General features: G+C 69.7%; 29 protein-coding genes and 1 pseudogene. 16 read left to right on the forward strand and 14 right to left on the reverse strand.

What is annotated here, in order from left to right:
- Position 1 precedes the first annotated feature (1 nt).
- A complete protein-coding gene (locus C8258_RS02420) occupies positions 2-220 on the forward strand; it encodes a hypothetical protein (protein WP_106953643.1) in 219 nt (72 codons plus the stop codon).
- A gap of 66 nt (positions 221-286) precedes the next feature.
- Positions 287-859: a hypothetical protein gene (locus C8258_RS02425; RefSeq protein WP_146161136.1), complete on the forward strand. Its 573-nt coding sequence runs from the start codon at positions 287-289 to the stop codon at positions 857-859.
- A gap of 7 nt (positions 860-866) precedes the next feature.
- On the opposite strand, the gene C8258_RS02430 is transcribed toward C8258_RS02425, so the two are convergent.
- The 8 genes from C8258_RS02430 to C8258_RS02465 form a co-directional block, all read right to left on the reverse strand.
- Positions 867-1520, reverse strand: a complete 654-nt coding sequence (locus tag C8258_RS02430; protein ID WP_106953644.1) for a dimethylarginine dimethylaminohydrolase family protein — start codon at positions 1518-1520, stop codon at positions 867-869.
- Between the two features lie 79 nt (positions 1521-1599).
- Positions 1600-2217 carry a TetR/AcrR family transcriptional regulator gene (locus C8258_RS02435; protein WP_106953645.1) on the reverse strand — a complete coding sequence of 206 codons (618 nt, stop codon included), beginning with the start codon at positions 2215-2217 and terminating at the stop codon, positions 1600-1602.
- Between the two features lie 54 nt (positions 2218-2271).
- The gene (locus C8258_RS02440) at positions 2272-3222 is read right to left on the reverse strand and encodes a S9 family peptidase (RefSeq protein WP_233224826.1); all 951 of its coding nucleotides are present in this window, start codon (positions 3220-3222) and stop codon (positions 2272-2274) included.
- 83 nt (positions 3223-3305) lie between these two features.
- Entirely contained in the window at positions 3306-5450 is a 2145-nt protein-coding gene (locus tag C8258_RS02445) for an acyltransferase family protein (protein WP_233224827.1), read from the reverse strand.
- Between the two features lie 145 nt (positions 5451-5595).
- Positions 5596-6261 carry a rhomboid-like protein gene (locus C8258_RS02450; protein ID WP_106953647.1) on the reverse strand — a complete coding sequence of 222 codons (666 nt, stop codon included), beginning with the start codon at positions 6259-6261 and terminating at the stop codon, positions 5596-5598.
- Positions 6262-6431: 170 nt separating this feature from the next.
- Entirely contained in the window at positions 6432-7589 is a 1158-nt protein-coding gene (locus tag C8258_RS02455; protein WP_158271197.1) for a class I adenylate-forming enzyme family protein, read from the reverse strand.
- Between the two features lie 619 nt (positions 7590-8208).
- Entirely contained in the window at positions 8209-8988 is a 780-nt protein-coding gene (locus tag C8258_RS02460; protein WP_199195575.1) for a metallophosphoesterase, read from the reverse strand.
- Between the two features lie 29 nt (positions 8989-9017).
- The gene (locus C8258_RS02465) at positions 9018-9842 is read right to left on the reverse strand and encodes a BON domain-containing protein (protein WP_106953650.1); all 825 of its coding nucleotides are present in this window, start codon (positions 9840-9842) and stop codon (positions 9018-9020) included.
- 202 nt (positions 9843-10044) lie between these two features.
- On the opposite strand from C8258_RS02465, the gene C8258_RS32465 reads away from it, so the two are divergent.
- Positions 10045-10329: a hypothetical protein gene (locus tag C8258_RS32465; protein WP_158271198.1), complete on the forward strand. Its 285-nt coding sequence runs from the start codon at positions 10045-10047 to the stop codon at positions 10327-10329.
- Between the two features lie 219 nt (positions 10330-10548).
- Positions 10549-10836 carry a molybdopterin-dependent oxidoreductase gene (locus C8258_RS33590; RefSeq protein WP_369974704.1) on the forward strand — a complete coding sequence of 96 codons (288 nt, stop codon included), beginning with the start codon at positions 10549-10551 and terminating at the stop codon, positions 10834-10836.
- A 94-nt stretch (positions 10837-10930) separates the two neighbouring features.
- Here the strand turns inward: C8258_RS33590 and C8258_RS02485 are convergent, their stop codons facing one another.
- Positions 10931-11602: a molybdopterin-dependent oxidoreductase gene (locus C8258_RS02485; protein ID WP_369974689.1), complete on the reverse strand. Its 672-nt coding sequence runs from the start codon at positions 11600-11602 to the stop codon at positions 10931-10933.
- Positions 11603-11777: 175 nt separating this feature from the next.
- On the opposite strand from C8258_RS02485, the gene C8258_RS02490 reads away from it, so the two are divergent.
- The gene (locus tag C8258_RS02490) at positions 11778-12302 is read left to right on the forward strand and encodes a DUF4383 domain-containing protein (protein ID WP_063064332.1); all 525 of its coding nucleotides are present in this window, start codon (positions 11778-11780) and stop codon (positions 12300-12302) included.
- Positions 12303-12309: 7 nt separating this feature from the next.
- On the opposite strand, the gene C8258_RS02495 is transcribed toward C8258_RS02490, so the two are convergent.
- Positions 12310-13149, reverse strand: coding sequence for an SDR family oxidoreductase (locus C8258_RS02495; protein ID WP_106953651.1), 840 nt, complete (start codon positions 13147-13149; stop codon positions 12310-12312).
- A 112-nt stretch (positions 13150-13261) separates the two neighbouring features.
- Positions 13262-13810 (reverse strand): TetR family transcriptional regulator, encoded by a 549-nt coding sequence (locus C8258_RS02500; protein WP_106953652.1) that lies wholly within the window; start codon positions 13808-13810, stop codon positions 13262-13264.
- Positions 13811-13892: 82 nt separating this feature from the next.
- Between C8258_RS02500 and C8258_RS02505 the strand changes: the two genes are divergently transcribed.
- From C8258_RS02505 to C8258_RS02540, 8 genes and pseudogenes are all read left to right on the forward strand, one after another.
- On the forward strand, positions 13893-14360 hold the full coding sequence (locus C8258_RS02505) for a DUF4334 domain-containing protein (RefSeq protein ID WP_106954016.1): 468 nt from the start codon (positions 13893-13895) through the stop codon (positions 14358-14360).
- A 3-nt stretch (positions 14361-14363) separates the two neighbouring features.
- Positions 14364-15452 carry an alcohol dehydrogenase catalytic domain-containing protein gene (locus tag C8258_RS02510; RefSeq protein WP_106953653.1) on the forward strand — a complete coding sequence of 363 codons (1089 nt, stop codon included), beginning with the start codon at positions 14364-14366 and terminating at the stop codon, positions 15450-15452.
- Positions 15449-15760 carry a hypothetical protein gene (locus C8258_RS02515; RefSeq protein WP_106953654.1) on the forward strand — a complete coding sequence of 104 codons (312 nt, stop codon included), beginning with the start codon at positions 15449-15451 and terminating at the stop codon, positions 15758-15760. Before C8258_RS02510 ends, C8258_RS02515 begins: the two co-directional genes overlap by 4 nt.
- A 69-nt stretch (positions 15761-15829) precedes the next feature.
- The gene (locus tag C8258_RS02520; RefSeq protein ID WP_106953655.1) at positions 15830-16291 is read left to right on the forward strand and encodes an SRPBCC family protein; all 462 of its coding nucleotides are present in this window, start codon (positions 15830-15832) and stop codon (positions 16289-16291) included.
- 9 nt (positions 16292-16300) lie between these two features.
- Entirely contained in the window at positions 16301-17935 is a 1635-nt protein-coding gene (locus C8258_RS02525) for an NAD(P)/FAD-dependent oxidoreductase (RefSeq protein WP_233224828.1), read from the forward strand.
- 69 nt (positions 17936-18004) lie between these two features.
- Positions 18005-18214 (forward strand): annotated as a pseudogene (locus C8258_RS02530) (MBL fold metallo-hydrolase); the annotation flags it as partial.
- Between the two features lie 73 nt (positions 18215-18287).
- Positions 18288-18812 (forward strand): DUF4142 domain-containing protein, encoded by a 525-nt coding sequence (locus C8258_RS02535; RefSeq protein ID WP_146161137.1) that lies wholly within the window; start codon positions 18288-18290, stop codon positions 18810-18812.
- Positions 18812-19267, forward strand: coding sequence for an SRPBCC family protein (locus tag C8258_RS02540; RefSeq protein ID WP_106954017.1), 456 nt, complete (start codon positions 18812-18814; stop codon positions 19265-19267). Before C8258_RS02535 ends, C8258_RS02540 begins: the two co-directional genes overlap by 1 nt.
- A 36-nt stretch (positions 19268-19303) precedes the next feature.
- On the opposite strand, the gene C8258_RS02545 is transcribed toward C8258_RS02540, so the two are convergent.
- A complete protein-coding gene (locus tag C8258_RS02545) occupies positions 19304-20368 on the reverse strand; it encodes an NAD-dependent epimerase/dehydratase family protein (protein ID WP_106953658.1) in 1065 nt (354 codons plus the stop codon).
- A gap of 11 nt (positions 20369-20379) precedes the next feature.
- On the reverse strand, positions 20380-21486 hold the full coding sequence (locus C8258_RS02550) for a glutamate--cysteine ligase (RefSeq protein WP_106953659.1): 1107 nt from the start codon (positions 21484-21486) through the stop codon (positions 20380-20382).
- 113 nt (positions 21487-21599) lie between these two features.
- Between C8258_RS02550 and C8258_RS32160 the strand changes: the two genes are divergently transcribed.
- Positions 21600-22109: a hypothetical protein gene (locus C8258_RS32160; RefSeq protein WP_146161138.1), complete on the forward strand. Its 510-nt coding sequence runs from the start codon at positions 21600-21602 to the stop codon at positions 22107-22109.
- Between the two features lie 78 nt (positions 22110-22187).
- Positions 22188-22394, forward strand: coding sequence for a hypothetical protein (locus C8258_RS02560; protein ID WP_063064394.1), 207 nt, complete (start codon positions 22188-22190; stop codon positions 22392-22394).
- Between the two features lie 673 nt (positions 22395-23067).
- On the opposite strand, the gene C8258_RS02570 is transcribed toward C8258_RS02560, so the two are convergent.
- Complete coding sequence (locus C8258_RS02570; RefSeq protein ID WP_106953662.1) at positions 23068-23298, reverse strand: DUF6480 family protein; 231 nt, start codon at positions 23296-23298, stop codon at positions 23068-23070.
- A gap of 177 nt (positions 23299-23475) precedes the next feature.
- Between C8258_RS02570 and C8258_RS02575 the strand changes: the two genes are divergently transcribed.
- Complete coding sequence (locus C8258_RS02575; protein ID WP_106953663.1) at positions 23476-24255, forward strand: SDR family oxidoreductase; 780 nt, start codon at positions 23476-23478, stop codon at positions 24253-24255.
- Position 24256: the final 1 nt, after the last annotated feature.

Below are 24256 nucleotides of genomic sequence, written 5' to 3' on the forward strand. Positions count from 1 at the left end.
AATGAAGAAACTCGGAACTCTGACCCTGATCGGTGCCGCCACGGCGGCCGCGCTGTGCGGCGGTGCGGGCATCGCGGCGGCGGACGACGCCGTCTCCGCGACACCGGTGGTGGCACCGGGCGAGCCGGACCCCACGGGCACCGGCTCCGCGTCCGGCATCACCGATCTGGTGAAGGCGCTGTCGAGCGGAAGTGCGCAGGCCGCGACGCCCGCGCAGTGATCGGGACGGTTCCCCACTTCACCGGAGGTGGGGAACCGGCGCGGCGGGACCACTATGTTCGTGGGTATGCACTGGGATCAGATGACCGCCACGACCGAGGAGCTGCGCAAGCGAGCGACCCGCCTGCGACGCGGCGTCGGCCAGCTCGGCATCCTCGAATCGATTCTCAGCGCGGCGCACGGCCCGTGGCTGGGCGCGATGGACGCCGACGGCCGCGGCACCGCCGAACTCAGAATGCATCTGGCCGGGCGATATCGGGTGACCGCCGTGGTGACCAGCGCGGGCAAGCTGAGCCTGATCCAGCTGCACGCCCCCACCCCGGACGGTGGCGACAGTGAGCGCGTGCTCTCCCCCAAACCCGCACTGCGCCGCGGCTGGGACGACGACGAGCCGATGCCGAAACAACCACAGTGGCTGGACTATCTGGTCGAATGGGTGGGTTCCGCCAGCACCGACGTCGACCGGCGTTCGGTGCTGGAATGGCATCTCGAGGGTGCGGACCGGCGACTCGCGGCGATGAACGAGACGATCGAGAGTCTGCGACTGAGCCTGGCCGAGCGCGAAGAACTTCGCGACGAGGTCGCGGCCGAGGTCGACCAGCTGCGCGCCGAACTGGACTCGCTAGATCCGGCGCGATAGGCGCCGATCAGTCGATGCGCGACAGTGGCTGAGTACTGCACCGGAAGGCACCGCCGAACAAGCGTGAGACACCGAAATCCAGATATTCCACCGTGAGGCCGCGCTGTTCGAGTTGCACGCCGACCCGCTCGAACGCCGGATCGGTGACGTAGGTGTCTGCGTCGATGGGCAGGCCGTTGGTCGCCATCTGCGCCGCCTCGTCCTCGTCGACCTCGACACACTCCCAGCCCCGCAGCGGTTCGGGTAGTCCGTCCGGGAGCCGGTCCGGGCAGGCGACGAGCAGGCCCTCGCGGACCGGCCCCAGCGCGCAGTCCAGATGCAGCACGTGCGGCGGCAGGCGCACCGGCACTACCGTGAAACCATGCGGCGCAAGGTATTTCGCCAGCCAGCGAATCCCTGCGGCATCGGTGGCCATACCCGATACGCCGACGAGGACGGTACGGCCCAGGACCACCACGTCACCACCCTCGAGGTACGGGCCCGGACCGGCCTGACCGGCCGGCGCCACCTCGGGGATCGGGATCGAGACGTAGGCCGCCGCGGACTCCAGCACCCGCTCGCACAGCACCGGCCGGCTGGTCAGGACCTCGAGGCGACGGTGCGGGAACTGCAGCGAACCCTCGATCACGTGCGCACCGACGGTGAACCAGGGGTCGCGCACGAAGAAGTTGGCATATCCTGTCCGCGCCTGGGCCTGCTCGTGCGGCGCACCGAGCGAAGTCGGTCGTTGACCGGCCGGATCAGGTCTCGATCAACGACAGCGCGACGGGGATGAGGAGATCGGTCAGCTCACTCACGTCGGGACGAGGCTGCATCAGCAACCATTCGTGGGCCAGACCGTTGACCGCGCCGATCAACACACTCGCCGAGAGTGCGGCGCTGCCGCGCAGACGCGCGCCTTGGCCCGCGATCGGCACTACCACCATCTCCAGCAGGGTGACCCAGCCGTGCCGGCGTTCACGGCGATGCTGCTCCATCCGGTCGCTCGCGCCGACCACCTCGATGAACGCCAGCTTGGCCCGGTACGGATCGGAGGTGATCGAGTCGAGGTAGGCCGACAGCACCACCGCCATCGCCTGCGCCGGATCGGCCGGCGAAAGCGTGCCCAGAGTCCGCACGACCGCCGCGGCGGCCTCGTCCTGGACCCGGTCGTAGGCGGCGATCAGCACATCCTCGCGGGTCTGGAACTCTTCGTAGAACTGCCGCTTCGACAGTCCGGCCGCGGCGCACACATCGGCCAGCGAGCAGTTCGCGTAGCCGCGGTCGGCGAACACCTTCGTCGCCGCGACGATGAAACGCTGACGGCGTTCGGCCCGGCGTTCGGTCACCGCACGGCCGCCGTACTGTCTGTCCGCCATCGTCACGAATCCACACTATCGGTCGCGGCCGGGCGCGGCAGGGACGGTGCCCGGCTACGCCGATTCCGCGACGCTGGCGAGAATCGCCACCCGCGCCACCGACCATGCCGCGGAGCCCGGATCGGTGAATTCGGCATGCCCGACACCGGGCAGGATGTGCAGGTCGGTGGGGTCGCCGGCGCGGCGGGCGGCCTCGGCGTAGCGGCGGCTCTGTTCGACCGACACCACCCGGTCCGCGTCGCCGTGCACAGCCGTGACGTGCACGCCCCGGGGAAGATTGACGATCGGTGAGGCGTATCGGTAGCGGTCGGGTACCTCGTCGGGCAGACCGCCCAGCAGTTTGCGCACGAATCCGTCGTTGCCGTGCGCCACCGCGTAGTCCAGATCCAGTACCGCGGCCATCAGCGTCACACTGCGGATGCGCAACCCGCGCGATGCGGCCTCGCCATCGGTCCGGCGGCCCGCGGCCCACGCCGCCAGCTGTCCGCCCGCCGAATGGCCGGCGAGATGGACATTGTCCAGATCGAGCCGGCCCCCGGCGCGCTGCTGGACGACCGTGCCCAGGGCTGCGACGGCGTCGTCGACATCGGTCAGCGTCACCGGCCAGCCGCCGGCGCCGTTGACCCGCCGATACTCGACATTCCACACCGCCACACCGGATTCGGCGAGCTGCCGGGCCTGCGCGGAGAACTGGGTCAGATCGCGGTACTGCGCCCAGCCGCCGCCGTGAATCAGCACCACCACCGGACACCGGCCGGACGATCCGGACAGCGGCTTACCGGCGGGCAGATAGAGGTCACCGAAGGTATCGGCTTCACGGCCGTACGCGATCCGAATCGGCACACCGGCTTCGGCCGGTTGGATGCTCAGGCCCGGCACCGCCGGACCGGCATGCCCATCCGGCGCCGCCGGTTCCACGGGACCGAAGCCGATCGCCGCGACGACGACCGCGAGTACCCCGGCCATCACCCACCGGCGCGCCCCACCCTGTTCAACGCCCACCACGTGCGGGCACCTCCTGCTCGAGCCACTCGTGGAATACGGTACTGGCTATCGAGCCGCGGTGTCGCCCCACGTGACGCGCGGCACTACCACCAGTGCAGCAGTGGTCCCAACTCCCGGCCGAGAGCCCCGGACAGCGAGCGCGAATAGCTCGAGGTGAGATGGTGTTCGTCGTGGTAGATCAGGATGTTGCCGGCGACCACCGGGCACATCGACGCATCGCAGAACGCATCGCTCAGGTCGATCGGGAAGATGTTCGGGTAGCGCGAGGCCGGTTCGAGCTGCGGATCGACCGGATCGAGCGCATCGCTGCGGCGCATACCGCAGCTGACCGGGTCGCCGCCGCCGGCCAGGCAGTCGGCCGCCGCGTAACGGATCTCGTTGTGGCGCAACCACGGTGAGTCGCGGATGGTGACGGTGTCGAGCCCGCGTTCGGCCAGACCCGACCACACGTCCACGTATTCGGGCGGTGTCTCGTCGCCGGTTCCGGTGCGGGGCCGGCTGCCGGTGGTGAACACCCAGTCCGGACGGTCGACGGCCAGGCGGTCCAGGACCGCGCGCGACCAGTCCCGGCACTCGGGAATCGGTTCCCCCTTGTAGGTGGCGTCGTCGGCCAGGGTGAGCGGGCAGCCCATCTTCAGATACACCTGGATGCGGAAGGAATGCTGTGCGGCGAGTTCCTGGAGCGCGGGAACCCAGTGTTCGGCATGGGAACTGCCCACTACCGCCAGGGTGCGGGTGGCGCTCGCATCGCCGTAGGTGCAGGTGACCACCGCGCGGGTGTCCCAGTCGGCGATACAGCCGTCGAGCGTCGGCGGCGGTAGTTCGCCGGGAGCCTGCAAGACCGTGGGCCGCATCGGCGCCTGCGGTGTCGGCGCCCCCGCCGCCAGCGCCTCCGCACCCGGATACAGCACCCGATCCAGCGGCCGCGTCGGTTGCGCCGGATGCATGCGCACCACACCGAACTGCCATGCGCTCGTGGCCGCGACCACGGTAACGGCCACCGCGCACACCAGCGCGCCCGCGCCGCGCCGGTACAGGGCCGACGAACTCAGAAGCGCACTGCGCGCCCCCAGGCGCAACGGCTGTTCGACGAGCAGGTGCGTCGCCCACGCCAGCAGCAGCGACGCCGCGACCACCAGCGCGCCGTCGCGCAGCCCGGCGTGCGGGCGACCCGATTCGGCGAGGTAGAAGATGAGAATCGGCCAGTGCCACAGATAGAGCGGATAGGCGATCTCCCCGAGCCACTGCGCCGGCCGCGAGGAGAGAATCCGATTGGGCCACGGCATATCCGCCGCGGCGACGTTGTTTCCGGAGACGATCACCGCCACCGCGGCGAGCACCGGCACCAGCGCGGCGGGGCCGGGATAGCGGTTGGCGCCGTCGACGATCAGCCAGCCGCACAACAGCACGCCCGCCAGACCGGCGAGCGCGGTCACCGCCCGCAGCATCCGCGGTAGCAGCAGGGCCGGTCCGGCCAGCGCCAGCGCCGCCCCCGTGAGCAACTCCCACAGCCGCGCGCCGCTGTCGTAGTAGTTCCAGCCCTGATGCGTTGCCGCCCCGTGGGCCGCGTACAGCAGCGACACGACGGCCGCCGGTGCGATCAGACCGGCCAGAACAGGACGCAACAGTGCGATGCGGTCGATGCGGTGCAGCACGGCGGCGACCGCAGCGACCACGACGAGGGCGAGCAGATAGAACTGCCCCTGCACGGCCATCGACCACAGATGCTGCAGCGGGCTCACCGACGGATCCGCGGCCAGGTAGTCCGACCAGCTCGTCGCGAGTCGCCAGTTCTGGTAGTAGAACAGCGACGCCAGGGTTTGTCCCGCCAGATCCGACCATTGCGTATAAGGCCGCGTGGAGATCGTCGCGGCCACGACGGCGGCCAGGACGACGACCATCGCCGGCAGCAGCCGCCGCCCGGTGCGGCGCAGTGTGAATCCGATACCGACGGCTCCCCGCTCCGCGCGGCGCACCAGCAGTCCGGTGAAGAAGAATCCCGAGAGCACCAGGAAGACGTCCACGCCGCCCGAGACCCGGCCGAACCAGATGTGGAACACCACCACCAGCACGATCGCCACACCGCGCAACCCATCCAGGTCACCGCGGTAGGCGGTCCTCTTCGACGCGGTCTCGGCCCGGCCCGACGCCGGCCGACCCGACGCCGAACGCGCCGGTGCGGGCCGTGGCGGCGCGGCGATCCGGACGCGCGCGATACCTCCGGTCACCACGCGAAACGCCGGTTCCCACGAAGAGGCACCGGTACCGACACACGAGGGTGGAGATGAACACGCGCAGACCACAACACGTCCACTCTCTTAGCACGCCGCAAACACTCAGCGCCACTTCGCTTTCCAGGTGTGCACCGATGAACTAGACTGCGCGCGCGCGACGGCGGCGGTCCCGCCACGCCCGCGCCGGATTCCACGTCGGCGCGGTCCGGGTCCGGGTGAGCGGGTAGCACGCCAGGCCGATCAGGAAGGCCGAGAAGTGGCCGATTCCCGTGAAGGTCAGGTGGATCAGCGGCGGCGCGGCGAAACAGGCCGTGGCCGCCACGACATACACCCACCGCCACGGATATGCGATGTGATAGGTCAGCACGCCGATGATGCCGGCGAGAAAGTAGCTGACACCGATATCGCGCACGTCGACGAGAGCGGGATCGGCATATCCGTGCCGGATCGCCCAGCCCAGCAGCCCCTCGCTGATGTAGGTGGCGCCCACGTGGGCGGACAATCCGACGATCGCCCAGCGCAGGGCGCCCAGCCACCGTTCGGCGGGCGCGTGGAATACGCAGTACAGCACCAGATACGGCAGCCAGAAGTAGCCGGCGACCCACAGCAGGCTCGTCACCAGGACGTGGAGCGGATCGCTCTTCAGATTCGACAGATTCGTCGAGCGCTCGCCCAGAATGATCTTCAGGTCGTCCAGCGGCACCGCATGCTGCACGATCGTGGTCACCAGGAGCAGCGCCAACCACGAGAAGGTCCACGGCGCCGTGCGGACGTAACGCCATGCCGCGGCGGCACGACCACGCATCCGCTCAGATCGTCGATTCGCCACCGTGGCTCCTCACAGGCCGATCGGGCCCGGCGCTCACGAGGCGTCGAGCGCCGGCGCATCGACTGTGTATCGCCTGCGCGACGGCGGCATCACCCACCGCGGATGAGATGCCGAGGTGCGGCGGCCACCGGACTGCCCGGCCGCGGTCAGCCGGCGTCGACGACCGATGCGGGCAGGCCGGCCAGGCTGCGGCTCAGATAGCTGCCGTCGCCGGTGAGGGAGCGTTCGAATTCGAGCGGGTCGTTGAGGTAGGTCGTCGCCAGCGATTTGGTGTGCACGCGCGCGTACTGTTCGCCGTCGGTGGAGCGGTCCTCCACGCGGACTCCGGACAGCAGGTGGACACCGGACGCACCGTCGGCGGCGTCGAAACCGTAGGCGACCGGGCCGGTTTCGTCGAGGCCGTAGCAGATGGTGATCGGGCCCGACACGGCCCGCACCCGCGCCGCCACCGAGGAGGCGACCGAATGCGGGGACAGCCGCAGCCGGATCCGGCGCAGCGCCGCCGCGACATCGACCGACAGGTCCTCCCGGGTGCCCTGCACCATCGCCTGATAGACGGCCGGTTCGGCCACCAGCACGGTCGGCGACTCCGCGGCCAGATGGCGATGGATATTGCCCGGCGCGTGGGTTCCGGCCGGCAGCACCAGATCGGCGCCGGCGACGAGATTGGCGACGGTGGCGGTGTGGAATCCGAAGCGCCCGAACAGACCTGCGAAACACAGCGTCCGATCGGATTCGCGCAGTTTGCTCGCGCCCACCCACGCGGTGGCCGCGTTGAGCACCGCGGTCGCGGAGTACTCGAGACAGACAAGTCGCCGCGACGGCGCCGAGGCGACGCGGCACAGTTCGGTGTCGCGGTGCAGGGCCGGGCGGTCACCGTCGAAATCGGTGCGCTGCGCCCAGGATCGTTCGTCGAGCCGGATTCCGCCGGCCTGCCCGGAGGCGACGACGGCGTCGATGCCGCACTCCTCGATCAGCTCCCGCATCGCGGTGAGCGGCAGTGCCGGATTGGCCAGGACGGGGATGTCGCCACGGGCGAGCAGCGACAGCATCGTCGAGATGTATCCGGGGGAATTACCGAGCGCCACAAGGACTCTCGCACGCGGACGGCGCAACACCGTATCGAATCGCGCGGCCTTGTCGGACACCTCGGCGAGCAGGTCACCGAAGGTCCGGCTGTCGTGCATGCTCGACACCGTCGCGTACGGGCGCATCCGCATGGCGGTCGTGACCGCGCTGAACAACAGCGCGGGCCTACCGGCACCGGTCGCGATATCCCGGCCCCGATATCCTCGAATATTCACCGATGCAGAATTTATTGTCATCGAATACCAATCTTTGTTCCCCCTTGTCCGATATCTACCGCATTCCTCCCCGCAGTACACGCTCGCACCCGATCACATGTGGACACAGGCAGCGACGCATCGCCTGCGAAGGAAACGTCACATGTACGCCATCGGGATGCGGACACATTAGCCAGAACAACAACAATGCGCAACCGCACGCATTGTCACGTGTTGTGCGAAAGCATTTACGGATGCAAGCACATTTGCACGGTTGAATGTGCGCGATTCTGTGCGCACGCCGGGCCACTCGGCGATCTTCATCAGGTACCGTCCGTCGAGCTCATCGACCACGCGAATCCTCCTGCGACACCGGTCGTTCCTGTCGCACCCCGGGGCCTGTCGCAGCACCTGACCGAGCGAGGCGCCGACGTCTCCCCAGACCGGGCGGCCGCGCAATTTCGCGTCACGACCGCTCGGAACAATCCTTCCCGCATCGGCCGGAAGGCAATTCCTGCCGCTGGGCGGGGGGCTTCCCGCACCCGCCCTCGGGTATTCTCCACAAATGATTCCGCAGCCCGGCGGGAATTACCAGAACTTCGGCCACACTTCCTCGGCCGGATATTCCGGCAATTCGTTGTCAGGCGGGGGTCCGCGCGGCCTCGTGCGACTCGCTCGGCGCACCGGAACCGTCCGCCCGCTCCGGTACCGAGAGATCGTAGACCGTGTAGGCCGCGCGAATCACCGGCTGGGCCACATTGCGCACCCGGACCCCGCCGGGTGTGGTGCCGCGCTCGTATCCGGCGTGCGCGTGCCCGTGGATCGCCAGATCGGCGCCTCCGCAGGTGTCGATCGCCTCGCCGAGCAGGTACGAGCCCAGGAATGGATAGATCTCGGGCGGCTCGCCGTGCAGGGTGTCCCCGCAGGGGGAATAGTGGGTGAGCGCGACCTTCACATCGGTGTCCAGCCCGCACAGGGCCGCATGCAGCGCGTCGGCGAGATCGACGGTGTAGGAGGCGAAGTCGCGCATGATGCGCTCACCGAACACGCTCGCGCACTTGCCGGCGAAGCCACCGCCGAAGCCCTTCGTCCCCGCCACGCCCAGCGAATAGGGACCGACGGTCACCGTGGTGGAGGTTCCTTCCAGCACCCGGATCCCGTGATCACACAGCAGGGCCGTGATGTCGTCCTGCAGATCGGAATGGTGGTCGTGGTTGCCGAGCACCGCGATCACCGGCACGCCGGGGTCCTCCAGTTCGGTGGCGACCACCCGCGCCTCGTCGAGGGTGCCGTGCCGGGTGAGATCGCCACCGACCAGCAGCACGTCGGCCTCCTCGGGCAGTCGCTCCCATGCCGGGCGCAGCGTTCCCCGTGACTCCGCGCCGAGGTGGATATCGGCCACCGCCGCGATGCGCACCACCCCGTCGGTCGTCCGTTCCGGGCCCGTCATCAGCTGAGCCGTTCGTGATCGACGATAGGCGACTGCATGGAGGACACCCGAATATCGTTGTGAATGCGCAGTTTCGGCGCGTGCTCGCGCACGATGTCCTCCAGGTCGCTGCGCTGCTGTTCGCTGCCGACCTCCCCGCACAGCACCACCACGGCGCCGCGGATGGTCACTTGCACGCCGAGTTCGGCGGTGCGCGGGTCCTCCGCGAACGCCCGCCGCAGATTCGCGACCAGATATTGCGGCAACACCTCGTCGCCCGAGTCCTGAGCCATGACCTCACCTCCGATTCCGAGATCCTCGACCAGCGCCAGAAACGCCCGTGCGTACGGCGAGACCGCGGTTTCGTCCCGGGCGCGCCGCCAGTCGACCTGTTCCCGCAGATCCCGGGCGACCGCCAGCAGCCGGGTGAAATCGAGCCGGTGCGGGTCGAGGACCATCAATTTGTCCACCATCAGATCGGTGCCGCTGAGCACCGGAGCCGCCGCCGGGCCTATCCGCATCCAGGTCGCGCGGCCCAGCAGATCGTCGTCGACGTTGCGGTAGTTGGGCCGGAAGATCAAGTCCACCAGCGTATCTCCGTCGTACACCTTGGTCAGCCAGTCCTCGGGCGGGTCGACGGCATGCAGCCCGGACGCGGTCAGGATGTCGCGGGCACGGAAGGCGTCGGCCGGTTTGACGTAGATGTCGACATCGTGATCGCTCGCCGGACCCCCGCGCGCGTACACCGCGCAGCCGCCACCGACCGCGAAGTCGATCTCATGGGCCAGCAGCGCGTTCACCACCTTGGTGAGCGTGTGCAGCAACTGCTCTATCGAGGCAGTCATAGCGGGCGCATACCCGCCGTCGGCAGCGGTATTCACGGCGTCGCGACGGCCTGGGGAGCGGTCTCCTTGATCTTGGCATTCGCCCAGCGCATTTGCCGCAACGTCTCCGGATGGCAGTCGGAGGCCAGGTCCAGCAGTTCGCTGTCTCTCGCCGCCTGCGCCGCCTGGGCCAGGATTTCCCAGTCACCGACACCACCGCGGCGTGGCTGTGGAGCGTGCGCAGATCGCGCAGCAACAACAGCGCGGGCGCGTGCCGCCGGCCGACCAGGGTGCCGAGCGCCCGGCGCGCCGATTCCACCGGTCCCGCGACCGACAACGGCGACGCGTCCAGGTGCAGGCCGCGCCGTTCTCCGGTGTGGGCCAGTTTGCGGCGATGCTCGTCGGTCCAGAACAGCAGATCCCGGCACACGTGGTGGACCTCGTGGTCGGTGCGGTGACGATCGGCGGTGCGGATCGCGGCGCGCCGGTGATCAGATCGCGACCGTAGGTTTCGCAATCCTGCGGCGCCGCACGGAATTTCGCGTCGGCGTACAAGCGCTCGGTGCCCTCCGGATGCTCCTCGGTGCACGGCCACTGGATACCTCCCCGCGCGCGCAGTTTCGCGTAGCTCATGGCCGAGTAGTCGCACAGGCATCCCGCACTGCACCGCTTCCACTGCTCGAACACCTCTTCCGGCGTCCTGTCCGAGACGGCGCACTTGGCGGATGTGGTGCTGCCCGCGGCGACCTGGGGTGAGAAGACCGGCACCTTCACCAACGCCGACCGCACCGTGCACCTGTCGGAGAAGGCGGTCGAACCCCCCGGCGCCACCCGGCCGGATCTGGACATCTTCCTCGACTACGCCCGCCGCCTGGATCTGCGCGACGCCGACGGCGCACCGCTGCTGCCGTGGCGCTCGCCGGTGCCGATCACCCTCGCCGCGGCCCGCAAATCGGCCGCCGGCACGCCGCAGATCTCGGCCGCGCGGTCGGGCGCGCAGCCGGCGACCTGTTGACGCAATTCGTCGAATCCGACGGTGTGCGCATCGATGTAGTCGCGATCGATCCAGTCGTTGCGGATCAGCTCGTGCAACAACGCGTTCATCACCATCACGTTGGTGCCCGGGCGCGGCGCCAGATGGATGGTGGCCGCGCGGGCGACCTGCGTGGTGCGGGGGTCGACGCAGACGAGGGCGGGCGGATTCGGGCCGCGCAGGCGATCGAGCATGCGCGACCACAGCACGGTCTGGTTTCGGCGACGTTGTGACCGTAGAGCGCGATCACGTCGGCGTGGTCGACGTCGGAGTAGCTGCCGGGCTGCCCGTCGGAGCCGAACGACTCCTTCAGCGCCTCACCGGCGGTGGCGGTGCACAGCCGGGTGTTGCCGTCGAGATGATTGGTGCCGATGCCGCCGCGGGCCAGGACGGTGAGCGCGTAATACTCCTCGAGGGTCAGCCGATCGGAAGAATTGTTGGCCTGCCAGCCGAACAGGTCCCTCGGCCCCAGCCGCCCGCGGTTGACCCGATCCCCGGCACGGCCGCGCACCCCCACGATGCGTCCCTCGTGCACGGCGATATCCATCGCGTCGCCGTTGGAATGCAGCACCGAGGCGGTCGGCACCCAGCGTTCCACCATGTCCTCGCGCACACCTTCGGCCAGGAACATATCCACGCGTTCCGGCCACGGCTGCCCGGGGCCGTACGGAGTGCGCGTCCCCCACGGGTCTGCGATGCGGTCGTGTTCGCTCGCCCCGGCCGTGTGGGTACCGGATCGGATATGCATGGTCACCTCGGAGACGAAGAGTGGCGGATGGCGCGGATCCGGTCCGGCGACAGCCCGGTCTGTGTGCGCGATACCCGCGCCGACCGGGTTGTAACGGGTTCGCGCTGTTCGCGGCGGTCCGGTGCGGCTACCGTCGAAGTCACGGGCGAATCTTCGGCATTCGAAGGGAGCAGCGATGGCCACCGCATCTGTATCTCGGCATCGGGCGCGGGTTTCCCCGGTGCAGGCCGCGGCCTATGCGGTCGGGGCGGCGTTCCTGGTGGTCGGCGTGCTCGGGTTCATCCCGGGCGTGACCACGAACTACGACATGCTCACCTGGACCGGGCATCATTCCGGCGCCGAGCTGTTCGGCGTGTTCCAGGTCTCGGCGCTGCACAACATCGTGCATCTGGTGTTCGGCGTCGCGGGCCTGGCGATGGGCCGCACGACGATGACCGCGCGGACCTATCTCATCGCCGGCGGCGTCGTCTACCTCGCGCTCTGGGTGTACGGCCTGGTCGTGGACAAGGAGTCGACCGCGAACGTCATTCCGGTCAACACCGCGGACAACTGGCTGCATCTGGGCCTCGGCGCGGCGATGTTGCTGCTCGGGCTGTTCCTCGGTCCGGCCGGCGACCGTCCCATCCTGTTCGAGGGATCGCCGCAGCCGGGACGGCCGGAGTCCGCTCCGCCCGGCACCGGCCACGGGCGGACCGATTGACGGCCGATCAGAGAATCGGCCGACCGCCGGTGACGGCGAGCCGCGCACCGGAGATGTAGCTGCCGTCGTCGGAGGCCAGCAGCACATAGGAGGCGGCCAGCTCGGCGGGCTGTCCGGCCCGCCCGAGCGGGACGTCGTCGCCGAAGTTGCGGACCTTCTCCACCGGCATGGTGGACGGGATCAGCGGCGTCCAGATCGGGCCCGGCGCGACGCTGTTGACGCGAATCCCCTTCTCCCCCAGCAGCTGTGCGAGGCTGGCGCAGAAGTTGGCGATGGCCGCCTTGGTGGCCGCGTAGGGCGCCAGCGTCGGTGAGGGCATATCCGAGTTCACCGAGGAGCTGCCGATGATCGAGCCGCCCGCCGGCATATGCGGGACGGCCGCCTTCACCAGATGGAACAGCGCACCGACGTTGAGCTTGAACGTGTAATCCCATTCGTCGCCGGAGATCTCGTCGAGGCTTTCGTGCGTCATCTGATACGCGGCGTTGCTGACCAGCACGTCGATCTTGCCGAATTCCGTTGCGGCGCGGTCGATGACGGCCTTGCAGTGTTCGGGATCGGACAGGTCGCCCGGCACCGCGACCGCCTTGCGGCCGGCCTGCTCCACCAGCGCGACGACCTGGTGCGCGTCCTCGTGTTCGTCGAGGTAGGAGATCAGCACGTCGGCGCCCTCGCGCGCGAAGGCGATGGCCACGGCGCGGCCGATTCCGCTGTCGGCGCCGGTGATCACCGCCGCCTTCCCGGTGAGTTTGCCCGACCCCCGATAGCTGTCCTCCCCGCAGTCCGGTTGCGGGGTCATCCGCTGCTGCACCCCGGGGACCTGTTGTTGCTGCTCCGGAAAACCCATCGCGATCTCCTGTCGACGTGGCGGCGGTGGGAGGCCCCTACGGTCGCGTGGAGCCCGGGGAGCCTCAGCACTCGCGCTACCCGCACCCGCTTCGGGCAAACCAGCGCCGCGCTCAGGGCGCGATCAACCGCCGGGCCGCGAGGACGGTGGCGGCGCGGCGGTCCTCGGCGTCGTCGTCGTGCAGGGCGTGGACCGCGGAGGTGCGGGCGAGATCGGTCAGCAATGTCAGCAGGGTCAGCGGTTGAAAGGTGGCGGTGATCAGCCCGGCGGCCTGACCGCGGCGGATCTCGGCGATCTTGGGTGCGACCGCGCGCCGGATCGCCTCGTCGGCGCCCGGGATGTGGGTGCGCTCGATCTCCGCCCACGCCTGCAGGCGGGCGTTGTCGGGGTGGTGCAGATAGTGATCGAAGAGCCTGCCGACGTAGGACGGCAGATCGTCCGCGTCCAGCGCGGTCTCGGCGGTGGTCTCGGTTGCCCACTGCTCGGTCACCGCCGCGTAGAGGTCGTCCTTGCCGGTGAAGTAGGCGTACAGGCGGTCCTTGCTGGCATTGGCCGCCTCCGCGATCCGGTTGATCCGGGCCCCGGCGATGCCGTAGCGGGCGAACTCCGCCTTGGCCGCGGCGAGGATTCGCTCCCTGGTGGCATGGCCTGCTGCGCGCATGCCGCGGATCCTATCTTGCCGAACCAGCCGGTTCGGGTGTAGTTTCCCGAACCATCTGGTTCGGGAAACTGTGGAGGATGCGATGACCGGGACAACCGAGCGCTGGCGCGAGCTGGCGGCGCAATCGAGCGGAGTATCGACCGACGAGCTGGACCGGCTGTGGGCCGAACTCGCGGTCGTGCGCGCCGAGGACATCCTCGGCGAATGGAGGGGCGCCGCCTTCCGAACCGGACACCCGCTGTGCCGCGCACTGGACAAGAGCGGCTGGTACGGCAAGACCTTCCATTCGACGATGGATGCGAAGCCGCTGATCTGCCGCGCCGAGGACGGCACGCTGTACTCCGATGTCGAACTCGGGGGCGGCGAGGCCACGCTGTGGAATATCGAATTCCGCGGCGAGGTCACCGCGACCATGGTCTACGACGGCCGCGCGGTCTTCGACCACTTCAAACGCCTCGACGACAACACGCTGATGGGCATCATGAACGGACGCCCCGAACTGGTGCTGGCCGGCGGCGAATACTTCTACTTCCTGCTCGAGCGGGTCTGAGCCGTGCCGGTGACCACTGCCGCGCTGTCGCGCGATCCGCAGGCCGCCTTCAGCCTGGAATCCGTCACGATCGACGAGCCGCGTGCCGACGAGATCCTGGTCCGGATCGAGGCGTCGGGAATCTGTCACACCGATCTGGTCTCCCGCGCCGCCGGCGCCGCCGACCGCCCGATCCTGCTCGGCCACGAGGGCGCGGGTGTGGTGGCGGCGGTCGGCGCCGAGGTGGCGGGCGTGCGGCCCGGCGACCGGGTCGTGCTGACGTTCCGGCACTGCGGCACCTGCCGCAACTGCCGGCTCGGCCGCCTGCCCTACTGCGCTCGATCCACCGCGTTGAACCAGTTCGGCGGCCGTGCCGATCGCTCGCCCCGCATGACCGTCGACGGCACGCGCGTGCGCGACGGCTTCTTCGGGCAGTCGAGTTTCGCCGGATACGCGCTCAGCACCGCGGACAATACGGTCGTCGTCCCCGGCGACACCGATCTCGCCGTCGCCGCCGCGCTGGGCTGCGGCTTCCAGACCGGCGCGGGCGCGATACTGAATGTGCTGGCCCCCGAACCGGATTCGCAAATCGTGATCTACGGCGCGGGTGCGGTCGGCATGGCCGGGCTGCTGGCCGCACGGACACGTCCCGGCACCACGGTGCTGGTGGTCGAACCGTCCGCCGATCGCCGTGCGCTCGCCCTCGAACTCGGCGCGGCCGCCGCCCTGGCCCCGGGCGACGAGACCGCCGCGACCATAGACAAACTCACCGGCGGCGGCGCGACCCACGCCCTCGACACCACCGGTCGTCCCGACGTGCTCGCGGCGGCGGTGGCGGGGCTGGCCACCGGCGGCGCGGTGGCGGTGGTCGGCCTCGGCATCGGCGTCCCGCAGCTCGATATGCGCGATATCGTGCTGGGCGGCAAGACCATTCACGGCTGCCTGGAGGGCGATGCCGTGCCGCAGCGGTTCATCCCGCAACTGCTCGAGCTCTACACGGCCGGCCGGCTGCCGCTCGACCGTCTGGTCCGGTCCTACCCGTACACCGAGATCGGCGCCGCCCTGGCCGACCACCATGCGGGACGTGTCGTCAAACCCGTGCTGACCTGGTGACCGCGGCCGGCGCGCGATTGACCGAGGCAGTGGCCACCGGCGCCGAAAACGACGAATTCGGCGAGGTGTTCGCACCCCGGCTCGCCCACCTGGTCGAGGTTCTGGCCGACGCCGTCGCCTGCCTCGACGCCACCCATGCCCATCCGGCGCGATTGGACGCCTACCTCGACGAACTGCGCACGGCGCATGCCGACACCGCGGCCGCCGTGCGGGAGCTGTCGGAGCGGCACAGCCCCGGCCCCGCCCGGCAGGCCGCGCTGCTCGCGGTGGTCCGCTCGATGTACGCACTCGACGCCGGGACCGAGTGATCCGTGTACGAGCGCGCGGCGCGGGTATGGCGTCAGCGTTGCCCACCGAGACCATGAGGAGGTCGCAGCATGACAACAGTCACCGAATCGGTCGATGTGCACGTACCGGTGACCACCGCCTACAACCAGTGGACCCAGTTCGAATCGTTCCCGCAGTTCATGCAGGGCGTCGAGCGGGTCGAGCAGCGCGACGACACACACACCCACTGGACGGTGCACGTGGCCGGCGCGACCCGCGAATTCGACGCGAAGATCACCGAGCAGCACCCCGACGAGCGGGTGTCGTGGACCTCGGAGGCCGGTCCCCGGCATGCCGGAGTGATCACCTTCCATCGACTAGACGAGGACACCACGCGCGTGACCGCGCAGATGGATATCGATCCCGACGGGTTCGTGGAGAACGTCGCCGACAAGCTCGGCATACTCGATCGTCGCGTCAAGGGTGACCTCGAGCGTTTCCGCGACTTCATCGAATCGCGCCCACGGGAATCCGGTGCCTGGCGCGGCGACGTCGACCGCCCCCAGCCGTAGCGCATGCCCGTGTCCTCGCCCACTCCCGGTGGTTCGGCGCCGCTCGATGCCGAGCCCGTCGACGCCGTGATCATCGGCGGCGGGCACAACGGCCTGGTGAGCGCCGCGCTGCTCGCCGATCACGGCTGGGATGTGGTGGTGCTGGAAGCCCAGGACACCGCCGGGGGCGCCGTGCGCAGCGCCGAGCTGGTGCCCGGCTATCGGATGGATCTGTTCAGCGCGTTCTATCCGATGGCCGGCGCCTCGCCGGCGCTGCGCGGCCTCGGTCTGGAAGATCACGGATTGCGGTGGAGCCGAGCGCCCATCGTGTACGGCCACCCCTGTAGTCCCGAGGACACGGATGCCGCCGTCGTACATCCGGACGCCGAGATCACGGCCGAGGCGCTGGCCCGGCGCGACAGTCGCGACGGCCGCACCTGGATGCGGCTGGTCGAGCAGTGGCGGCAGGTACGCGAACATCTGCTCGGGTCGTTCCTCGGCCCGTTCCCGCCCGTGCGCGGCGCGGCCGGGTTGTGGCGTGATCTCGGATCAGCCGAGCTGTTCCGGTATCTGCGGTTCCTGATTCTCCCGGTCGGGCGGATGGTCGACGAACTGTTCCACGACGAAGCCGCCAAATTGCTGATCATGGGCAACGCGATGCATGCCGATGTCCCGGTGGACGCGCCCGGCAGCGGCGTCTACGGCTATCTGTTGAGCATGCTGGCCCAGGAGGGCGGATTCCCGGTTCCGGTGGGCGGGGCCGGGGCGCTGAGCGCGGCCCTGGTGCACCGCGCCGAATCGGCGGGGGCCCGGGTGCATTGCGGGCAGCCGGTGGAACGCGTCGTCATTCGCAACGGGCGCGCCGACGGTGTGATCACGGCCGCGGGTCAGCTCGTGCGGGCCCGCAAGGCGGTCATCGCCGATATCGACGCACCGACCCTCTACACCCGGCTGCTCGCCGACGCGGATCTGCCGCAGCGGCTGCGCGCCGATCTGGAACGATTCACCTGGGATGCTCCCACCGTCAAGGTGAATTACGCACTCTCCGAAACGATTCCGTGGCGGTCGAAGCAGCTGCGGGAGGCCGGCACGGTGCATCTGGGCGCCGACCGGGCGGGGCTGGCGCGGTGGACCACCGATATCGGCACCGGCGTGGTGCCGCATACGCCGTTCATGCTGTTCGGTCAGATGACCACAGCCGATCCCAGCCGGTCGGCGCCCGGTACCGAATCGGCGTGGGCCTACACCCATCTGCCGCGCGGGGTCACCGACGACGCCTCGGCCGACCTGCTGGCCGAACGGGTCGACGCCGTCCTCGAAGCCCACGCCCCCGGCTTCGGCAGCCGGATTCACGCGCGGATCGTGCAGCGGCCCAGCGATTTACACAGCGCCGACGGCAATCTCGTCGGCGGCGCGGTCAACGGCGGCACCTCCCAGCTGCACCAGCAGTTGGTGTTCCGGCCGGTCCCGGGGCTCGGGCGGCCCGAAACCGTGGTACCGGGACTGTATCTGGGCTCGGCCTCGGCACATCCGGGCGGCGGCGTGCACGGCACCTGCGGCGCCAACGCCGCCCGCGCCGCGCTGGCCGACTCCCGTCCGACCGGCTGGCCACGGCGAAAGTTGTTGTCCCGCCTGCACTCCGCGCTCTACGACATCGACCGCTGACCGGACGGAGACAGCTCGTGGACCTGTCGATCACCTTCGTCGGCAACGCGACGACGCTGCTGTCCTTCGCGACTGCCCTTCGGCCTCACCGTCACGATGGACGGCGCGCAGGGCGCCGGACTGGTGGACCTGCTGCGGCTGCCGCGCGCGGTGCCGGTGCACTACGACGACTACACCGTCTTCGCGTCCCCGCTCGCGGAATTCCGCGACCGGATGCGGCAGCGCGGATGGGCCGATCGCATCGTGGAGATTCCGCGCGGCGAAACGGTGGTGCTGTGAGCGCCGGCGGCACGTGTACGACGCGCCGTGCTGGGCATTCGGGCTGCAAACACCCAGCGAACAGGAGCACATCATGAGATCACCGCATCGTCTGCTCGTCGTTACTGCCGCCGCGGTCGGCCTCGGGCTCGGCGCGACCGCGGTCGGAGCGGCTCAACCGGCCGCACTGTCGGCGCAGGACAGCGATTTTCTCGTCGCCGTCCACCAGGGGAATCTGACCGAGATGCTGTCCGGCGCGGGCGCGGCGGCCATGGGCACCTGTCAGCAGGTGCGCGACCTCGGCCCCGTTCTGGTCACCGACCACACCCGGCTCGAGGCGATGGGCGCCGCGGTCGCGATCCCGAACGGCGTCGTCCTGCCGTTGATGCCGTCCGCCGACCAGACGCAGCAGATGCGTGAGACGGCGATGAAGACCGGCCGCGATTACGACCTGGCCTGGCTGCACATGCAGGAGGGATTCCACGTCCAGACACTGCAGGCAGGCGCCACCGAGACCGCGCAGGGCAGCAGCCCGCAGGTCACGGCGCTGGCACAGAACGCCGCGCCCGTGGTCCAGCACCATCTGGACATGATTCGCGACGCCCTGGCGGTGTGCTGATGGGCGAGGTCACGATGGGAGTTCCCGGTTCGGCCGAACAGGTGTTCGCCGTACTGTCCGACGGCTGGTCCTACGGCCACTGGGTGGTGGGGTCCACCCACATGCGCGACGTGGACCAGGACTGGCCGCGGATCGGCTCCCGGATCCATCACAGCGTCGGCGCCTGGCCGCTGATGGCTCAGCAGGCCACCCGGGTGGTGGCCGTGGATCCGCCGAACAGCATCGAACTGGAGGCGGAGTTGTGGCCGGTGGGGGTGGCGTGGATCCGGCTGGCGATGACGCCCATCGACGCCGACACCACCGAGGTGACCATGAGCGAGGAGATCATCCGCGGACCGGGCCGGCTCATCCCCGGCGTGGTGCAGACCATGGCGCTCAAGCCCCGCAACAAACAGTCGCTGACGCGGCTCTGTGATCTGGTGGCCGCCCACTACGTCGAGACCCGCAAACCGTAGTGATCGGTATCGGCCGCAGGCATCGGTCATCGGCGTTCATCGCCTGCGGTGCTCCGGCCGCTGATCCTGATGCGTCGGGCGTCCCGGCCGAAAGCGCATCGGCTCCGGGTTCAGCACGGCGCTGCCGCCGGACGTTCGCGCGCGCAGCCCGGCGGCCAGCTCCGTCGCCACGTCGACCGCGGAATGGGCGGGCCGCCAATCGAGTTCACGCCGCGCACGCTCCGCCCGCACCAGACATGCCCGATCGGCCAGCTCGAGCCAGGCCGGGTGCAACGGCAGCAGTCCGAGTCGCCAGCCCGCGAAGGCCGCAGCGACCAGCACCGGGCGCGGGACGGGAACCCGGAATCCGCCGAAGATCTCGGTCAGCGCGGGCGCGGTGAGTACCGGCTCGGCGGCCAGGTCGAACGCGCCGCTGGCCCGGCGCACCAGAATGGCCCGGATCGCCGCGGCCACATCCTCGGCATGCACGAGTTGCAGGCGAAGCCGCGGCCACAGCGGTACCGGCAACCACGCGCGGCCGACCGGCGAACGCGGCAGCCAGGGCCCGAGTAGCCAGTCGCCGAGTTCGGCGGCCGCATCGGATTGGGCGATGCCGCACGGCCGGATCCGAGCGAGGCCCACCGCCGGGTGTTCGCCGGCGAAGGCGTCGAGCCGCCGTTCCAGTTCGGCCTTGCCCAGACTGTAAGCACCGCCGGGTACGCCGTCGCGAGGCTGCTGCTCATCGACGCGGGTCCAGCGTGGCGCGGGAGAATAGGCGGCCACCGACGAGGCGACCGTCAGATGCGCGACGCCGCTGCAGGCCACCGCGCCCAGCACGTGGTCGGTGCCGATCCGGTTCGTGCGTTCCAGCGGCGGATCGGTACGGCGCGGATGCACGGCCCAGGCCAGGTGCACCACCGCCTCCACCCCGTCGAAGGCCGCCGCCAGCGTGGGACGGGCCGCCGGGTGCCCGATATCGCAGGCGACCCATCGTGCCCGCGCATACGGTGCCCGGTCGGCGGGCGGTGGCCGCCGGGCGATGGCGACGATCTCGGCGTCGGGCAGCGCCCGCAACAGCGCCGTGCCGACATTGCCGCTCGCGCCCGTGATCGCGATACGCATGCGCCCCTCCCCTACAGCGAACAGCCGTCCGCGGTCGCCTCGGCCAGCTCGTCCACCACGTCGGCGATCGCGCCGCGCCGGCGCAATGCCGCCGCCTGCCGCCGGGCGCCGTTGCCGCGGGCCGTCACCGCGGCGATCGTCTCGGTCACGAACTGCTCCTCCTCGAGTTCTCGCAAGGCCGGGGTGACGTGCTCGACGAGCCGGGCCAGCCGGATGCGCGCCGGTTCCACCCGCCCGACCAGCGGATCGATTCCGTCGCCGTCGAGTCCTTCGCGCGCGGCCTTCCAGTAGGCGGCGCGCAGGGTGGCGGCCGGCACCGCGGGCGCCCGTCGACCACGACGTACCTCGGCACGGCCGACCACCGCGGCGGCGCGCACCAGACTGGCCAGCAATGCCGATTCCTCGGCCGTAACGGGGACGTCGCTGATGCGGATCTCCAGCGTCGGGAAATGCACGGAGCGGCGGATATCCCAATAGACCATCCCGGTGTCGAGGATGCTGCCGCAGGTCAGCATCAGCTCGACCGCGGCGTCGTAGTCGGCGTGGGAGTCGAAATACGGCGGCGGGCCGGCGCTCGGCCAGCGCCGCCACAACACGTTGCGCCAACTCGCGTAGCCGGTGTCGGTTCCGCGGTAGACCGCGGAATTGGCTGTGAGCGAAAGGAATACCGGCAACCACGGCCGCAGATGATTGCTGATCTGCACCGCGCTCTCCGGATCGTCCACCGAGACGTGGACATGGCAGCCGCACAGCCCCTGTTCGTGCGCGAGCATCCCGAATTGCTCCTCGATGCGGCGGTAGCGCGGCGTGTCGGTGACCGGATAGGCGTCGGGCACCGTCGGCGGCACCCCGGTGGCGAGCAGCCGGGCGGAGTTGTCGGCCGCGGCACGGACCACGGCGCCGCGCAACTGCCGCAGCTCCCGCAGCAGGTCGTCCACGCGCGTGTGGACGGAGCTGCTGGTCTCCACCTGACAGCTGGTCAGTTCCAGCTGCAGATCGATACCGGCATCGCCGGCCGACCGCGCGACCTCGCAATTCTTCGGGACCGGCGCTCCGGAGACCGGATCGACCAGCAGGAATTCCTCCTCGACCCCGAACGTCACATCGGCGGCATCCATCGGCTCACCCGCCCGGCACAGTCCATTTCTCGGTGATGCCCGGCGGCCGGAACGGCAAACGCATTCCGGCGCGGATCGAGGTTTCACTCGCCGGGTGCGGGTAGCCGCCGCATGTGACCATCTCAGGACTACGCGAGTTGACCGAGCATCCGGGACCTTTCGCCTCGATCTACATCGAGACCGTCAGCGATACCGAGGACGCCGCGCACCAGCAACGACTGCGCAGCCGTGCCGTGCGGAAGGCCCTGGACGGGGACGGCGCGGACAGCGCCGTCCTCGACGCTGTCGAGCGAGGGCTGTCCGATCCGCCGCCGGGGCATGCGGGACAGGCCGTCATTGCCGATGCCGACGGCGTCCTGCTCACCGAGGCGCTGCCAGAACCGCCCGCTCGCACCACGGTCCGGCTCTCATCGATGCCGTATCTGCTGCCGTTGCTGCAGTCGCGTTCACCGGCCCTGGCCCACGTGGTCGCGGTGGTCGATGATCGCGGCGCCGACCTGTACACGGAGGGCAGGATCCGACCGCGGTGCAGGCGTCGAATCTGCCCTCGGGCTCCGGCGTCGTACGCCGCGCCGACGAGGCGCTGCCGCTGGCCGCGCTCGCCGCGGGGGCCGACATCGTGACCGTCGATCGGGATCCGGCTCCGACCGACGGTGTCGCCGCCCTGCTCCGGCACCGCTGATCCGCGAAAGGAGAGGACGATGGACCGTGGAAACACCAAACACGGTGCGCGCGAAGATGATCAATTACGTCATGACCTCCAGGGGACCCTGCGCGGCAACCGCTCCAGCCGCGCCGAGGAGTGGCGGGATCCCGAACCACCCGCCGACGACGACCCGCAGCTGACACCCCCGCGAACCACGACGCCGGAGGGCGCCGAACACGACCGGACCGGCGAGGTCGACTGATCGCATCCGATTCGCGAATCGGCGATTTCGCGCCGGTTACGGTCGAGCAGGGGGGTATCTCTCCTGTACCGAGAACGATTCGACGTAGCGCCCTATCCGTCAACGGCGACGGATACCCGCAATTTCGGTCCCGCACAACGGAGTGCGCCGGTGCGAGGCCTACGACGAATCGTCTCTCCGGACGGGGCGGTAGTTCCAGCACGACCGGCCGACTGCCGCGCGGTCGGCACCGGCTTCACGGCCGGTGCCGGCCGATTTCTCCGATGATGTTGTGCCAGAAGATTTTTCGGGACGTCATCCCACTCGAACCGGGTGGCGCCGCATGCGTCGGGCGATGCGTCGCATACGGTCGATAGCCACGCTCACGACACCCGGCCGCCCCGCATGATCCGCCCGGTGCGAGGCCCACGATCCGCTCCCGGCCGGGCCGGTCATCGGGTTCCGGGACATCGGGCTGCGAGTCCTCGATCATCGGGTCGTCGTCGTATTCCCTCTGCTCGACCGACATCTCGCGACCTCCCACCGGCGCGCGCCAACGCGATACCAGCACGAGTACCCGCGCAGGAGCGCAGAAAAACCGCGAATTCGTTTGAGCCGGATATAGTTTCGGTCACGGTCGAACGCCCAGGAACGAGAACCGTCAGGCCGGGGAACCCGTCAGGCCGCGAACTCGTCAGGCCATGGAGACGATGAGCGCGATCGCGACGACGACGAACACCACCACGATCGCCGCGACGATGACGATCAGCAACACCCCGCTGGCCGGGAAGTGATGCCGGGTGCTCGGCTCCGGCGCCGAGAGACCCGAGGTCTGTGCGGTCTCGGGCGGAGTGGAACCGGGGGCTACACCACCACCGGGTTCCAGGTCCGGAGTCTTGGCCGGGTCCGGATCCATTGCAGACATGTCGGGCGTCCTGTCCGGGGCGAACGCGCCCCTCATCGTCGTCGGCTTCTCACTGCAGCCCTACCCCGCACCGGCGCGGGCAACCACGCCGGTGCGGGGAAATCGGGCGAAACCTGCGTCGGTGGCGAGTCGACCGCGCGCAGGTATGTGTTCGCACTGTCCGGGTAGGCGGGAGGTATGACCGACACACCTCCCCTGGCCCTGGTGACCGGCGCGTCCAGCGGTATCGGGTTCGAGCTCGCCAGACAGTTCGCCGAACGCGGTTACGACGTGGCCATCGCCGCCGAGGACGCCGCCATCGACGTGGCCGCCGAATCGCTGCGCCGTTCCGGTGCCCGCGTGCGGCCGCTGCGCATCGATCTGCACAGCGCCAACGGGCCGGAGCAGCTGTATGCCACGGTCACCGAGGACGGCCGCGCGCTCGATGCGGTGGCCTTCAACGCGGGTATCGGGCGCGGCGGCGATTTCCTGTCGACCGACCTCGACGACGAGCTCGCGGTGATCGACCTCAACGTGCGCTCGACCGTGCGCCTGGCGAAGCCGGTGGTCGCCGATATGGCCGCGCGCGGCTCGGGCCGGCTGCTGTTCACCTCGTCGATCGCGGCCATGATTCCCGGCCCCGAACAGGCCGTGTACCACGCGTCGAAGTCGTTCGTGCAGTCGTTCGCCGAGGCGCTGCGGCAGGAATTGCGCGACAAGGGCATCACCGTCACGGCCTTGATGCCGGGTCCCACCGACACCGATTTCTTCCGGCGCGCGAAGATGCTGGACACCCGCATCGGCCGCGGCCCCAAGGACGATCCGGCCGAGGTCGCCCGCCAGGGGGTCGACGCGCTGCTGGCGGGCGAGCAGAAGGTCGTCGCCGCCTCGCTGCCCACGAAGGTGATGGGCCTGGTTGGCCGGGTGTTCCCCGACGCGCTGAAAGCCAAAGCGGGACAGATCATCTCGGGCCGCTGAT

Origin of the sequence: Nocardia sp. MDA0666 (assembly GCF_003023875.1) — a bacterium.
Classification (GTDB): domain Bacteria; phylum Actinomycetota; class Actinomycetes; order Mycobacteriales; family Mycobacteriaceae; genus Nocardia; species Nocardia aobensis.

What these genes read in the sequence shown, in the direction of transcription:
- C8258_RS02485 (WP_369974689.1), bottom strand. Translation starts at nt 11,602, where the DNA reads ATGCATATCCGATCCGGTACCCACACGGCCGGGGCGAGCGAACACGAC.
- C8258_RS02560 (WP_063064394.1), top strand. Translation starts at nt 22,188, where the DNA reads ATGGACCGTGGAAACACCAAACACGGTGCGCGCGAAGATGATCAATTA.
- C8258_RS02450 (WP_106953647.1), bottom strand. Translation starts at nt 6,261, where the DNA reads ATGCGTGGTCGTGCCGCCGCGGCATGGCGTTACGTCCGCACGGCGCCG.
- C8258_RS02420 (WP_106953643.1), top strand. Translation starts at nt 2, where the DNA reads ATGAAGAAACTCGGAACTCTGACCCTGATCGGTGCCGCCACGGCGGCC.
- C8258_RS02500 (WP_106953652.1), bottom strand. Translation starts at nt 13,810, where the DNA reads ATGCGCGCAGCAGGCCATGCCACCAGGGAGCGAATCCTCGCCGCGGCC.
- C8258_RS02520 (WP_106953655.1), top strand. Translation starts at nt 15,830, where the DNA reads ATGACAACAGTCACCGAATCGGTCGATGTGCACGTACCGGTGACCACC.
- C8258_RS02540 (WP_106954017.1), top strand. Translation starts at nt 18,812, where the DNA reads ATGGGCGAGGTCACGATGGGAGTTCCCGGTTCGGCCGAACAGGTGTTC.
- C8258_RS02495 (WP_106953651.1), bottom strand. Translation starts at nt 13,149, where the DNA reads ATGGGTTTTCCGGAGCAGCAACAACAGGTCCCCGGGGTGCAGCAGCGG.
- C8258_RS02550 (WP_106953659.1), bottom strand. Translation starts at nt 21,486, where the DNA reads ATGGATGCCGCCGATGTGACGTTCGGGGTCGAGGAGGAATTCCTGCTG.
- C8258_RS02545 (WP_106953658.1), bottom strand. Translation starts at nt 20,368, where the DNA reads ATGCGTATCGCGATCACGGGCGCGAGCGGCAATGTCGGCACGGCGCTG.
- C8258_RS02575 (WP_106953663.1), top strand. Translation starts at nt 23,476, where the DNA reads ATGACCGACACACCTCCCCTGGCCCTGGTGACCGGCGCGTCCAGCGGT.
- C8258_RS02465 (WP_106953650.1), bottom strand. Translation starts at nt 9,842, where the DNA reads ATGACTGCCTCGATAGAGCAGTTGCTGCACACGCTCACCAAGGTGGTG.
- C8258_RS02435 (WP_106953645.1), bottom strand. Translation starts at nt 2,217, where the DNA reads ATGGCGGACAGACAGTACGGCGGCCGTGCGGTGACCGAACGCCGGGCC.
- C8258_RS02570 (WP_106953662.1), bottom strand. Translation starts at nt 23,298, where the DNA reads ATGTCTGCAATGGATCCGGACCCGGCCAAGACTCCGGACCTGGAACCC.
- C8258_RS02535 (WP_146161137.1), top strand. Translation starts at nt 18,288, where the DNA reads ATGAGATCACCGCATCGTCTGCTCGTCGTTACTGCCGCCGCGGTCGGC.
- C8258_RS02425 (WP_146161136.1), top strand. Translation starts at nt 287, where the DNA reads ATGCACTGGGATCAGATGACCGCCACGACCGAGGAGCTGCGCAAGCGA.
- C8258_RS02490 (WP_063064332.1), top strand. Translation starts at nt 11,778, where the DNA reads ATGGCCACCGCATCTGTATCTCGGCATCGGGCGCGGGTTTCCCCGGTG.
- C8258_RS02505 (WP_106954016.1), top strand. Translation starts at nt 13,893, where the DNA reads ATGACCGGGACAACCGAGCGCTGGCGCGAGCTGGCGGCGCAATCGAGC.